This window comes from Desulfosporosinus youngiae DSM 17734, from assembly GCF_000244895.1.
GTDB lineage: Bacteria > Bacillota > Desulfitobacteriia > Desulfitobacteriales > Desulfitobacteriaceae > Desulfosporosinus > Desulfosporosinus youngiae.
The window spans coordinates 1896180-1908535 of record NZ_CM001441.1 but is presented as its reverse complement, the minus strand read 5'-3'; the positions used below and the strand labels follow the sequence as shown (position 1 = coordinate 1908535).

Here is a 12356-nt window from a genome sequence, read left to right as displayed (position 1 = left end):
AATCCTTCATTATAACTTGCAGCATAGCCTTTGAATAACGGCTTCTGGTTTCGTGCTTATGAACTTAAGAAACGCTTTGACATTTTTTCTGATTTCAGGAACCGTTTTGTAAAAAACATTGTAAACGACTCGTTCCTTTAGCCACTTCCATAGCCCTTCAATTAAGTTGAGATCGGGACTGTAGGGCGGCAAATACATCAACTGCAAACGTGCTTTATTAGCTTCTAATAAGGGGTGAAGAAGCTTTGCATGGTGAATTCGTGCGTTATCCAGAATGATCACCGTTTTACCCTTCGTATTCCTTGACAATACGTTGTTCAGAAACTTGAGAAACACTTCTGCGTCATAGCGTTCATGCTCTTCGCAGTAGACTTCGCCGGTTTCATAGTTCAGATAACCGACCAGTTTGACACCACGATGGTTGCCGTAGGTCTTGATGATTCGTTGCTTGCCACGCTCAAACCAAGTTTGATGAATTGCCTGGTAGTCACGAATCATGGATTCATCAACAAAGAGAATGCGTTGGATTTCATCCTCCAGCAGTTTTTTTAACCATTTCAAACTCCTGCAGAAATTGCGCTTGCTTTTCCTTATCCGCTTTAGCCAGTACGTAAGTCGGTCGGGTATAGGAAAGCCCTAGGCGGCCTAACATCCCTGTAATTCCACGGATAGAATAATGATAACCATATTCCCGTTGAATGTACTGGGCAATGAGGCCTGCTGTCCAGTTAAATTCTGCCGTGAAACCGACTTCAACAGGCACTTTATTGAGAATGACTTCTTTTAAGGAAACCAGCTGATCGGCCGTTAGTCTTGATGGCCTTCCTGGTATGGGCTTATCTTGGAGCCCTTGAAGCCCTTCCGATTTATAGGTCTTGTGGAGATTCGATACCGTTTCCTTTGTGATTCCTACGATTTCAGCGGCTTCTCTGCAAGTCCTGCCTGAAAGGAATAGGTATAAAGCTTGATAACGTTTAAAAACTCTTACTTTCTTTTCTGCATCCATAGCCAATTTGACTGCATTTAATTCTTCCTGTGATACTCTCACCATCTGTCTCATCCTTTATAAAAAGTGTCAACAGATTATCGACTAATTTATTAAAAATCTTTAATTCAACTTATATACATTAATAAACCCTGATTTTACAGGCATTTTGGTGTTTTTGTAGGTAAAAATCATTCCTACAAATTGAATTACGAATCATTATTTTTATGACTATTCAGGTACTCAGTTAATCAACCACAGATTACACAGATTAACACAGAATAAGAAACGGAATCCCTTTTTCAGCCAACTCAATTGCTAATGCCGCCTGATAAACCGCTTCGAGAAACCCTGGGCCAAGTGTCCGGTGTACCTCCATTGCTGCACCAATAATGGCCTAGGTCTGTGAATCCCGTTCCACATTCTCCATCCCCTTTATCCTTCGTCTGTGTGTTTCTATCTAATCGTTCGTTATCTGTGTAATCTGTGTAATCTGTGGTTCCCCATTCAGAATTCCCCAAAGCATATTTACAGTGTTTCTCCTTGTAGGTATAAAAAAATGCGGGATTTTAGGGTATAAGTTAGGCCACTTACTCACCTATCCTATTATTCGCTTATTCCCAAAAGTCTTCTGAGTTCCGCCGTATTTTCAGGCCTCACCGCCAGGTCGTCCGGCATTTTCCCTTCGTCCAGACGGAGGACTCGTGTGCAAGTGCGGCAAATGAATTCGTAGTCATGGGTCACCACAAAGATGACCTTGCCCAGCCGGGCCAGCCTTTCCATCAGCCCGCCTACCTGTACCATGCTGTCGTAATCCAGACCGCTGGTGGGTTCGTCAAAGACCAGCACCTCTTTGCCGCAGACCATGCTCACGGCAACTGCCAGGCGCTGCTTCTGCCCGCCGGATAAAGTATTGGGATGCCTCTCTTTAACCGCCTCCAGGCCCAGCTCAGCCAAGGTTTGCTCTGCCAGCCCCAAGTCCGGGTGCCTGAGCCCAAAAACACATTCCTTCTCCGCGCTCTCGGCAAAAAGCTGGTAATTGACATCCTGCATGACCAGAAAGGAGTTTTTCCGCCTGGCCTTGGGTTCCATGGCCCTGCCCTGCCAGAGGAACCTGCCGCCCCGGCTGGGGTGCAGGCCGCAGAGGGCCCGGGCCAAAGTAGTTTTGCCCGCTCCGTTGGGCCCCGCCAGGCCGGTGATCTCCCCCCGGGCGACTTGTAAGCTGATTTTTTCCAGAACCGGCCGCTTTTTGTAGTCCAAGCTCACCTCCTCCAGCTCCAGCACGGGAGGCGCGGGGGCCGGCGGCTGCCGCCCGGGCCAGACCCCATTCAGGCAGGCGGCCCGCAGGCCCATTGCCCCCCGGGTTTCCTCCGGCAGAGCAGCCAGCTCCGCCGGTGTGTAAATCCCCCTCACCTGCCCCCGGTCCAGATAGACAATCCGGTCGGCCAGGTCCATGAGGTAGTAGAGCCGGTGCTCGGCAATAACCACTGTCCTGCCCTGAGCCTTGACCAGCCTCAGGTATTCTTTCAGTTCGGCCATGGAGTTCATATCCAAATTGGAGGAGGGTTCATCCAGGAGGTAAACCCCAGGGTTCATAGCATAAACTGAGGCAAAGGCAATTTTCTGTTTTTCCCCTCCGGAAAGCTCAAAAATATTCCTGCCCAAAAGCTTCTCCAGGCGGAGTTGGGAAGCTGTATCCCCGACCCGGCGGCGCAGTTCAGCCGGGGGCAAAGCCCTGTTTTCCAGAGCAAAGGCTATCTCGCTGTCCGTGTCCACATTAAAAAATTGGCTGCGGGGATTCTGAAACACCGAACCCACCTGCCGGGCAATCCGGTACATGGCCGTGTGAGGGATATCCATCCCCTGCACCCTCACCCGGCCCCTCAATTCCCCGGGAAAAAAATGAGGAATCAGGCCGTTGATCAGGCGGGTGACCGTGGTTTTTCCGCAGCCGCTGGGGCCGCAGAGGAGGACGCATTCCCCCTCCTCAATAGTGAGGTTCAGACCCCGGAGGCTTCCGCCGGCCTGCCCCCCATAGCTGAAGGAGACATTTTCTAATTCAATCATTGCCATTCTCCTCACCAATATCTTCCCGCCAGAAAATAGGCGGCCAGGCAAACTACCGCCAGTCCGTCCCTGAGTCCAAACCTGACGGGGGTAAGGCAGGTGCGGGGGGCAGGGTTTTCTATCCCCCGGGTCACTGCGGCCACGGATAATTCGTCCGCCGTCTTGGCGGCCGACATCATCAGGGGTACATATAAGCACTCCACCGTCATCCCCGGCCGGCTGACCAGCCCTTGCAAGGAAGGGGAAACATCCCGCAGGGCCATGGCATCCTTAATAAAGCGCCAGTCTTCCCGGACGGCGGGCAGATAGCGGAGCATCACCGCCATGGGGATAACCAGGGACTTGGGTACCCGGATTGTTTGCATGGCAAAGAGGAATTCGCTGACCCTGGTGGTCGAAATCACGATCCCCGCTAGGAAGCCGCAAGGATAGACTTTGTGCACCAAACCTAAAAAAGCGATCAAGGTCACTTGCAGGGGTGCCGCCGTGCCCCCCAGGGCGACAGTGGTAAGCAGATAAAAAACAGTGTAGACCATCAGCCCGCCCAGGGCATATCGCCCCTTGCCGGAAACCAGGCCAAAGAGGGCAATCAGCAGTACCAGCCCCAGTTCATAGGTCAGGCTGGGGGCCATAGACGAAGCAAGAACACAGAGGAGGAGCAGCAGTCCTTTGGCCCGGGGATCGAAGCAAAGCCCCCTCTTCCCCCTCATGCGGTGATGCCCGCTTTTTCAAACTGTTTGCGCAGCAGTCTGCTCCCCACCCAGCCGCTGAAGAGGGCCACAGCCAGAGTTCCCAAAATAATAACGGCCAGCATCCAGTCCCGGGCCGCCCCATTCATAGCCTCGATATAACCCGCCGACGTACCCCCCTCCAGCATATAGCTGCCCCAGGAGGCCGGGTCGGCGAAATAGGTGATGTAAGTGCCGGTGGGCCCCAGGCTCAGGCAGGCAAAAGCCAGGATGTTCAGCTTAAGGCTGCGGTATTTGCGGATGCCGGCGATGAGATCTGCCTCAATACCGCAGAGCACATAGCCCAGGTCCATGGCCCAGTGCATTCCCGTGATAAACCAAACGCTGCCGATGAGAATCCCGGCAATAGATATCGGCCCGCGCTTGGGAACCTTAGCCGCCAAAAGCATAAAAACCGGGCCGCCTAGAAGAGCGGACCCCAAGGGCATATAAAAGGTAGTGAGGGGGTTGGGGGCGAAGGGCAGCCCGCCTAGCAGCATGGTGATCCACAGCAGGGCGGAGAAAATCCCGGTGGTGACCAAATCCTTGACCGTAAGCCCCGGGGAGTTGACATAAGGTTGACTGTTCATCAAAATTCCTCCTCATCAAGATCATCACATCCCCCGGCCCATTGACGGCCGACAGGGTATGTGTTAAAACTTTAGTTAGATCGATCTAACAGTTTTAACCTACTATACCCTCGGATAAATGACAATAGTTCTCAATGAGCTTCGTCTCTTTGCGATAGAACTGCGTCCCATCGTGGCAAAAAGTACCGGGCAGCGAACTCTGTCCCTCACGGCGGAAGGTGATTTAATGACTGATGTCATAGAGGAAGTCTATGGGCCCATGCTCTCGGAAAACGGTTTTGTCCCCCAGCCGGAGGACGGCCGCTTCGGTTCCATGGGGCTGTGCTGGAAAATGACAGGCGGCCGGGGGGCCGGCTATTACTGGACCTACGGGCAAAAGGATTTATTCAATCTCAAGATCCACGACTTTTACTTCCATGAAGATACCTTTTTTGAGTTCCGGCTGCCCGAGTGCCTGAGCATAACCTATTATGAGTCCGTTTCCGGGGAGGAGCTCAGTCCTTACCGGCGGCTCAATGCCGGCTGCACCAAGACCTTTACCGGCGGCCCCGACCCTTGCAAAATGCTCATTCACAGAAAAATCCCCATCCGCTCCACGGGCATCGAGATCATGCCCGCCTATTATCAGGATTACCTGGAGCAGCAGTATCCCGGGGAATATGTCAATCCCCGGGACGCTTTTCGCAGCCTGGACCAGACGGAGAGCTTTCCCGAGATGGTGCGCCTTTTAATGCAAGTGAAAAACTACCGGGGCGATGGCATCGCCGCCAAACTCTTTTACGAGAGCAAAGTGGCCGAAGCGGTCTCTCTGGTAGTGGAGCGCCACAAGAAGCATGATCGCAGGGAAAAGCAGCTCTCCGAGACTGACAAAAGGCAGATCGAAAACCTGACCGCCTATATCAACGATCATTACGCCTTCGACCTGCCCCAGGAGCGCCTGGCCAGGATTGCCTGCATGGGAGCTACCAAACTGAAAACATCCTTCCGCCAGTACCATGACTGCACCATTACCGAGTATATCCGCCAGCGCCGCCTGAGCCAGGCTGAATATCTGCTTTCCTCCACGGATCTGAGTATCGGCCAGGTAGCCCAAACTGTGGGCTATCAGAGTGCCAGCCGTTTTGCCCAGCTGTTTCGGAAGAGCACCGGCCTGGTACCCAACGACTATCGGAAAATCAGTCTTGCCGGACGCGGCTAGGATTGGTCGAAACCCTAGGATTGGGTCAAACCCCTAGGATTGAGCAAAACCGCTAGGATTGGTCAAAACCCTAAGGTCAGTCAAGAAAGCCGGCAAAGAATTCTATCCAGGCAAAAAAAACCAGCGCCGGCATAAGCCGGCGCATCGTATTTACAAGAGAGAAAGCAACCATCCAGCATTGATCAAAGCGGGAATCCTATCAGCTCTTACCCTGTTTGTCCGAGAATCTTACGCGCGTACGATTCTCGGACAAACAGGCCGGGCCTTTTATCCACGGGTTAAAAAGAAAAAACTTGGCTTACACCAAGTTTCGGAGAACATCACGGTCTGAATGTGGGAGGCTCATGCAAGTATGATTTTAATTTGCCATATTCATAGTATTTGTCATACATATCCAGCTCTTCATCCAGGAATGTCCTGAAGATTTCTCTTAAATATGAACCGTGGGCCCTCTGATAATTGGTAATATGCTTAAACATGGTGTTGCTCATTCCTTCATAGATCTTCCGGAACACGAAACGATCAGACATGGTGTTTAAGTCAATCACCGAATTAGGCTCTTCGGGGGGACGCTGGGGCATGGGAACGGAAAATTCCTTCGCCAGTTGTTCAAGGGTTTCCTTCTGTTCCTCCATGACTTTGATGCCTTTGCGGATGATCATCTTCAGATCCGTATCTTTAACAAACTCCAAAAGAGTTTTTGTCTCGATCAGAGAATCATAACGGAGCACCATAGCATGCCAGAGGGAATAACCCTCTCCCAGGGAAATCATCCTCCTCTTCGCCTCAGAGGTTTTTCCTAGATAGCCAATTTTCTCAGCCAACCGCATAATTTTCATAAATCCACCTCAAGACCTATTCTGCCTTGCTTTTAGTGAATATATGTAATGAAGTTAAGGATACCCTTGCCAATTTAGCGAAGCGGAAGGAAGTTCATAAAATTGCCTTAACATAACCGGAACGCCAATATGAATGCCAACCGTTTCAGCAATACATAATAAGCCTTAGATGGTTACCCCCACTTTATTCCTATAATGCATCTTAATACAATCTTAATGCTGCAGCCAAAGTTATAACGCTATGCTGATTTTGCTTATGTTATACTCTGTAAAAGAAATCCTCTAAAGAAAGGGGCGTATTGGCATGGCAATCAAGCAAACAGATGCCGGTTCCCTGCTTGAGCAGCTTTCCACCAGACCCGCGGCCAAAAAACGCGGCCGGCTGAGAATCTACTTTGGCTATGCGGCAGGGGTCGGCAAAACCTGCGCCATGCTGAATGACGCCCATGAGGCCAAAAAAAACGGCGTCGATGTGGTTGCCGGTTACATTGAGCCCCATGCCCGGCCTGAAACGACGGCTCTTTTAGAAGGGCTTGAAACCCTGCCGCCCCTGGAAATGCCCTATAAAGGTGTTGTCCTGAAGGAATTTGACCTGGACCTCGCCATCCGGAGAAGACCGGAGCTTATTCTGGTGGATGAACTGGCGCATACCAATGCCCAAGGCTGCCGTCACAAAAAAAGATATCAGGATGTTGAAGAGCTGCTGGGAGCAGGCATTGATGTTTATACCACCATCAACGTTCAGCATATCGAAAGCCTGAATGACGTTGTGGCCTCCATTACCGGCATTAGCGTGCGCGAACGCATCCCGGACAGCGTCTTCGACAGCGCCGGTCAAATCAAGCTTGTGGATATTGAGCCGGAGGATCTGATTGAACGCCTGCAGCAAGGGAAAGTCTATGGTGAAGAACAAGCGCAGCGTGCCCTTTCTAATTTTTTCACCAAGGAAAAACTGATTGCCCTGCGTGAAATCGCCCTGCGCCGCACCGCCGATAAGGTCAACCGGGTTGCGGTTCAAAACAGTGAACCGTCAAAGCACAACCGTCCTTTTACCCACGAGCATATTTTAGTCTGCCTCTCTTCGGCACCTTCCAATACCAAGGTCATCCGTACGGCGGCGAGAATGGCGGATGCTTTTCACGGTGCCTTTACGGCCTTGTTTGTGGAAACGCCGGAAACTCAGGAACTGGAAACTAAAAACAGGTTAGCCTTGAGAGAAAATCTTAGGCTGGCCGAACAGCTGGGCGCCCAAATCGCCACGGTCTACGGAGACGATATTCCCGGGCAGATCGCAGAATATGCCAAGGCCAGCCGTGTTTCCAAAATAGTGCTGGGGCGCTCCAGCCGCCTGAGACGATGGTTGATAAAATCCAATTTTGTCGACAGACTTACCGCTTTGGCTCCAGCCATTGATATTTATATCATTCCCGATCTGCAGCCTTCCGCCCATCTATATTTTAAGTTTAAAAGACCGGCCAATCCCACCTTGGGCGACACTGTTAAATCAATAGCCCTCTTATCAATCTGCACCTTAATAGGATTTCTGTTTACTTATTGGCATTTCAGCATAGCAACTATTATAACCGTCTACATTCTGGGCGTTCAACTGAACGCCGTAGTTACCCAAGGCCGGATATACAGTGCCGTATCATCCCTATTAAGCGTGTTTATATTCAACTATTTCTTTACAGAGCCCCGTTTTTCTTTCCTGGCAACGGATCCGGGCTACCCGGTGACCTTTGTCGTCATGCTGGCAGCTTCCTTAATCACCAGCACGCTAACCAAGCGGGTCAAGGAACAGGCCCGCCAATCAGCACAAAAGGCCTACCGCACGGAGGTACTCCTGGAAACAAGCCGCAAGCTGCAGCAGGCCAAAGATCAAGGGGATATCCTGAATGAAACAGCGCAACAACTGGCTAAACTCCTGGACAGGACCGTAATTTTCTATTCCGCCCAGCAGAATACCCTCTCAGAACCTTTGGTTTTACCCAAAAAAGATTCGCCGGCTGATCCCCAGGCTTATCTTGGCGCGGATGAACGGGCGGTAGCCGAGTGGGTCTATAAGAACAATAAACACGCGGGTCAGACGACAAACACCCTTTCCGCCGCTAAATGCCTTTACCTGGCGGTACGCGGGAGCAGCGCGGTTCTTGCTGTGGCGGGAATCGTCATGGCTGAGGAAGCTCCTTTGGAGACTTTTGAGAAGAGCCTGACCATTGCCATGCTGGGAGAGTGCGCCTTGGCGCTGGAAAAAGAGCGGCTGAACGAAACCCAGAAACAGATTTCCATACAGATCCAGCAAGAGCAGCTTCGCGCCAACCTGCTCCGGGGAATTTCCCATGATTTGCGCACCCCTCTCACCAGTATTTCCGGCAACGCGGGTGTTCTCATGGCCAATTCCCAAGTGCTGAATGAAACCCAGAAAAAAGCCCTTTATACCAATATCTATGACGATGCCATGTGGCTGATCAATCTGGTGGAAAACCTGCTTGCCATTACCCGCCTCGACAATGGCACCTTACATTTGAATATGCAGCCCGAGCTTCTGGAAGAAATCATCGCCGAGGCCTTGCTGCATATTAACCGGAACAGCGTGGAGCATAACATTGAAACCCGATTGGCTGACGAGCTGCTCATGGCCAAAATGGATTCCCGGCTGATTATTCAGGTTCTGATCAACATTGTAGACAATGCCATCAAATATACGCCGCTGGGATCTCATATCACTGTTTCAGCAAAAGGCGAAAACCAAAGGGTGCTGGTCGAAATTGCCGACGACGGCCCCGGAATATCAGAAGAAGTAAAGACCAAGCTCTTCGATATGTTCTATACTGCCAATAACCTGCGCGGGGATGGGCGGCGCGGCCTCGGCCTGGGTCTTTACCTGTGCAGAGCCATTATTGATGCCCATGGCGGTAAAATCTACGTCAAAGATAATCTCCCCCATGGTACGGTATTTTGCTTTACCTTGCAGGCAGAGGAGGTGACTGTTCATGAATAAACCCTTAATCCTGGTGGTCGAGGACGATAAGGCAATCCGCAAGCTGATCACCACAACCCTGGAAACCCAAGGCTACCAATATCATACGGCCGGGACGGGCGAAGGTTCGATTCTGGAGGCCGTTTCCAAACAGCCGGACATTATGATCCTGGATTTAGGACTTCCGGACATGGACGGCGTGGATATCATCAAAAAGGTCCGGGCCTGGTCCAACATGCCGATCATCGTGGTCAGCGCGCGCAGTGAGGACCGTGATAAAATTGATGCCCTGGACGCCGGCGCAGACGACTACCTGACCAAGCCCTTCAGCGTGGAGGAATTACTGGCGCGGCTCCGGGTCAGCCTGCGCAGGGTCCGTTACGACAGGGAAAAGCTGCAAAAAGACGCCTCGGTCTTTACCAATGGAAATTTGAAGATCGACTATGCGGCAGGCTGCACATGGCTGGATGGAGAAGAAATCCACCTGACTCCCATCGAATATAAGCTCCTCTGCCTGCTGGCTAAAAATGTCGGGAAAGTGCTGACCCACAATTTTATCCTGCATGAAATATGGGGGGGTTTCGCCAGCGACATTCCCGCCCTGCGTGTTTTTATGGCGACTCTGCGAAAAAAGATAGAAAAAACACCTTCCCAGCCCAAATACATTCAAACCCATATCGGCGTCGGCTATAGGATGCTGCGGGTGGGCGACGAGGGCAATTTCCCCGACCCTAAACCATAAACCGGATTAAATATGCTTTAATCACCAACTAACCCAGGTCCTATAAAAGGCCTGGGTTAGTTTTTTTTGATCTCCTGCCGGAGTATGGTTCTGATACTAATTGGCTTTTAAACTATTATTAATATTCTATTGGATAAATCATTATTGCTCAATAACTATGTCTTTATAATCCCATCATTCAAACTCAAATTAGTATGAAAGCTAATCTTAATATCCTCTTAATTCGCCGCCGGAAACCCTAAGCCTAAATTTATGACAGAAATGATAGACTAAATCAAAATCAGGGATAAGGAGGAATTTGGTATGGATTTCTTAATGATTGCTGCCCTGGCCGTCTGCTTTCTGTTCATCAAGCTCTTTGCCGATTGGTGCGGGCGTCAGGTTGAAAAATCATAGAGGAGGATGGTTTTATGCTCTTGCTTGGAATTTTAATTGTCGCTTTGGGAGGGTACCTGGTCTATGCCCTGGTCCATCCCGAAAAATTTTAGGGGAAAGGCAGAGAAAAAACATGCTGCAAATTCTTATAGTTTTGGCAGTCTTTATGGCCCTTATCCTCCCCATGGGGAAATACCTATATCATATTGCGGTTGGCGGGCGCACCTTTGCCGATCCGGTTTTCGACCGGCTGGACAACCTGATTTACCGTGTCTGCGCTATTGATCGAAAGGAAATGAATTGGAAGCAGTATGCCCTAGCCATGCTCACTACCAACGCCGTCATGGTCTTCCTTGGCTACCTGATCCTGAGGATTCAGTCTCTTCCCCTTTTCAACCCCAACGCTATCGGAGGTATGGAACCCAGCTTGTCATTTAACACGATCATTAGTTTTATGACCAATACAAACCTTCAGCACTACTCCGGAGAGTCCGGCCTTTCCTATCTGAGCCAGATGACGGTGATTATCTTTATGATGTTCACCTCTGCTGCCAGCGGATTCTCCGTTGCCATAGCCGCTGTCCGCGGCTTTGCCGGCAAAGGGAAAACCATGGGCAACTTCTATGGGGATCTTATCCGCATTACGACCCGTGTTCTCCTGCCCCTCTCCCTATTGGTCGGACTGGTGCTTGTGTCACAGGGTGTCGTCCAGAACCTGTCCCCCAACCTAACCCTTCAGACCCTTGAGGGCAACTATCAGGATATCGCCATGGGTCCGATTGCCGCCCTGGAATCCATCAAGCACATAGGAACCAATGGCGGCGGCTTCCTTGGGGCCAATTCAAGCACGCCCTTTGAAAATCCGAATGTACTGACCAATATAATCGAAATGCTCTCCATGATGATTCTGCCCGGAGCTTGTGTGGTGATGTTCGGCCTCATGGTCCGCAGCCGTAAACAGGAAACTGAAAAAGGCCGGCAAAAAAGGGTTCTGTTCGGCAGTGAAGCCAAACCCATTTTTGCCGTGATGCTCATCTTTCTTGTTGTGGGCATTGCTGTCTGCTTTGGAGCGGAGGGAGCCGGAAACCCCACGTTGGAGCAGGCCGGATTAAGCCGGAGTATGGGCAACCTGGAAGGCAAGGAAATGCGCTTCGGCATTGCTCAATCCTCCTTATTTACCACCGTAACCACCGCTTTTACTACCGGCAGCATTAACAATATGCATGATACCCTGACACCCCTGGGCGGCACGGTCCCGCTGATGAATATGATGCTCAACCTGGTATTCGGCGGCAAGGGCGTCGGGCTGCTGAACATGATTCTCTATGTGATTCTGACCGTGTTTATCTGCGGGCTGATGGTAGGCCGCACGCCGGAGTATCTGGCCAAAAAAATTGAAGGCCGGGAAATGAAGCTGACGGCCCTGGGCATCATCATCCATCCCCTGCTGATTTTGGCTTTTTCAGCCTTAGCTGTTGCTGTACCGGCCGGCTTGGCGGGAATCACCAACCCCGGCTATCATGGCTTGACCCAGGTAGTGTACGAATACGCCTCTTCAGCTGCCAACAACGGCTCGGGGTTTGAGGGGTTGGCGGATAACACCTATTTCTGGAATATCACTACAGGGCTGGTCATGTTCCTCGGACGCTACCTGTCCATTATCATCTCCCTGGCCATTGCCGGCTCGCTGATGTCGAAACAACCGGTCAGCGAATCCATCGGCACCTTAAGAACGGATACAAGGACCTTTACCCTGGCGCTGCTCATGGTGGTTTTAATCATTGCCACGCTGACGTTCTTCCCGGCCCTGGTCCTGGGCCCCATTGCCGAGCATCTGACCTTGTGGCCTTAA

Annotated in this window: 11 protein-coding genes; 5 read left to right on the top strand and 6 right to left on the bottom strand. The window is 51.1% G+C overall.

Annotation, left to right across the window (positions count from 1 at the left end; all coding sequences use genetic code 11):
* Nucleotides 1-9 precede the first annotated feature (9 nt).
* The 5 genes from DESYODRAFT_RS27190 to DESYODRAFT_RS08925 form a co-directional block, all read right to left on the bottom strand.
* Nucleotides 10-1051, bottom strand: a protein-coding gene (locus DESYODRAFT_RS27190) for an IS630 family transposase (RefSeq protein ID WP_085938773.1) whose coding sequence is annotated in 2 segments (ribosomal slippage) — nt 10-565 and nt 564-1051 — 1044 coding nt in all. Because the reading frame shifts where the segments join, the coding sequence is not laid out codon by codon here.
* A 205-nt stretch (nt 1052-1256) separates the two neighbouring features.
* Complete coding sequence (locus DESYODRAFT_RS29925) at nt 1257-1376, bottom strand: GxxExxY protein (protein WP_427854323.1); 120 nt, start codon at nt 1374-1376, stop codon at nt 1257-1259.
* 215 nt (nt 1377-1591) lie between these two features.
* Nucleotides 1592-3052: an ABC transporter ATP-binding protein gene (locus tag DESYODRAFT_RS08935; RefSeq protein ID WP_007782055.1), complete on the bottom strand. Its 1461-nt coding sequence runs from the start codon at nt 3050-3052 to the stop codon at nt 1592-1594.
* 11 nt (nt 3053-3063) lie between these two features.
* Nucleotides 3064-3762 (bottom strand): energy-coupling factor transporter transmembrane component T, encoded by a 699-nt coding sequence (locus DESYODRAFT_RS08930; RefSeq protein ID WP_007782052.1) that lies wholly within the window; start codon nt 3760-3762, stop codon nt 3064-3066.
* The gene (locus DESYODRAFT_RS08925) at nt 3759-4370 is read right to left on the bottom strand and encodes an MptD family putative ECF transporter S component (protein WP_007782049.1); all 612 of its coding nucleotides are present in this window, start codon (nt 4368-4370) and stop codon (nt 3759-3761) included. The genes DESYODRAFT_RS08930 and DESYODRAFT_RS08925 overlap by 4 nt, the downstream gene beginning before the upstream one ends.
* A 226-nt stretch (nt 4371-4596) precedes the next feature.
* Between DESYODRAFT_RS08925 and DESYODRAFT_RS08920 the strand changes: the two genes are divergently transcribed.
* A complete protein-coding gene (locus DESYODRAFT_RS08920) occupies nt 4597-5568 on the top strand; it encodes a helix-turn-helix domain-containing protein (protein ID WP_042338381.1) in 972 nt (323 codons plus the stop codon).
* A gap of 320 nt (nt 5569-5888) precedes the next feature.
* Here the strand turns inward: DESYODRAFT_RS08920 and DESYODRAFT_RS08910 are convergent, their stop codons facing one another.
* On the bottom strand, nt 5889-6407 hold the full coding sequence (locus tag DESYODRAFT_RS08910) for a DUF3231 family protein (protein ID WP_007782044.1): 519 nt from the start codon (nt 6405-6407) through the stop codon (nt 5889-5891).
* A 304-nt stretch (nt 6408-6711) separates the two neighbouring features.
* Here DESYODRAFT_RS08910 and DESYODRAFT_RS08905 point away from each other — a divergent pair, with 304 nt between their 5' ends.
* The 4 genes from DESYODRAFT_RS08905 to kdpA all read left to right on the top strand — a co-directional run bounded on the left by DESYODRAFT_RS08905 (nt 6712) and on the right by kdpA (nt 12356).
* Nucleotides 6712-9408 carry a sensor histidine kinase gene (locus DESYODRAFT_RS08905; protein WP_007782040.1) on the top strand — a complete coding sequence of 899 codons (2697 nt, stop codon included), beginning with the start codon at nt 6712-6714 and terminating at the stop codon, nt 9406-9408.
* Nucleotides 9401-10129, top strand: a complete 729-nt coding sequence (locus DESYODRAFT_RS08900) for a response regulator (protein WP_007782036.1) — start codon at nt 9401-9403, stop codon at nt 10127-10129. The genes DESYODRAFT_RS08905 and DESYODRAFT_RS08900 overlap by 8 nt, the downstream gene beginning before the upstream one ends.
* 410 nt (nt 10130-10539) lie before the next feature.
* Nucleotides 10540-10617 carry a K(+)-transporting ATPase subunit F gene (gene kdpF / locus DESYODRAFT_RS29920; protein WP_083842242.1) on the top strand — a complete coding sequence of 26 codons (78 nt, stop codon included), beginning with the start codon at nt 10540-10542 and terminating at the stop codon, nt 10615-10617.
* A gap of 20 nt (nt 10618-10637) precedes the next feature.
* Nucleotides 10638-12356: a potassium-transporting ATPase subunit KdpA gene (gene kdpA, locus DESYODRAFT_RS08895; protein WP_007782032.1), complete on the top strand. Its 1719-nt coding sequence runs from the start codon at nt 10638-10640 to the stop codon at nt 12354-12356.

Excerpts from the sequence above, each read along its gene's own strand:
- DESYODRAFT_RS08935 (WP_007782055.1), bottom strand. The coding sequence starts at position 3,052 with ATGATTGAATTAGAAAATGTCTCCTTCAGCTATGGGGGGCAGGCCGGC.
- DESYODRAFT_RS08930 (WP_007782052.1), bottom strand. The coding sequence starts at position 3,762 with ATGAGGGGGAAGAGGGGGCTTTGCTTCGATCCCCGGGCCAAAGGACTG.
- DESYODRAFT_RS08925 (WP_007782049.1), bottom strand. The coding sequence starts at position 4,370 with ATGAACAGTCAACCTTATGTCAACTCCCCGGGGCTTACGGTCAAGGAT.
- DESYODRAFT_RS08920 (WP_042338381.1), top strand. The coding sequence starts at position 4,597 with ATGACTGATGTCATAGAGGAAGTCTATGGGCCCATGCTCTCGGAAAAC.
- DESYODRAFT_RS08910 (WP_007782044.1), bottom strand. The coding sequence starts at position 6,407 with ATGAAAATTATGCGGTTGGCTGAGAAAATTGGCTATCTAGGAAAAACC.
- DESYODRAFT_RS08905 (WP_007782040.1), top strand. The coding sequence starts at position 6,712 with ATGGCAATCAAGCAAACAGATGCCGGTTCCCTGCTTGAGCAGCTTTCC.
- DESYODRAFT_RS08900 (WP_007782036.1), top strand. The coding sequence starts at position 9,401 with ATGAATAAACCCTTAATCCTGGTGGTCGAGGACGATAAGGCAATCCGC.
- kdpF (WP_083842242.1), top strand. The coding sequence starts at position 10,540 with ATGCTCTTGCTTGGAATTTTAATTGTCGCTTTGGGAGGGTACCTGGTC.
- kdpA (WP_007782032.1), top strand. The coding sequence starts at position 10,638 with ATGCTGCAAATTCTTATAGTTTTGGCAGTCTTTATGGCCCTTATCCTC.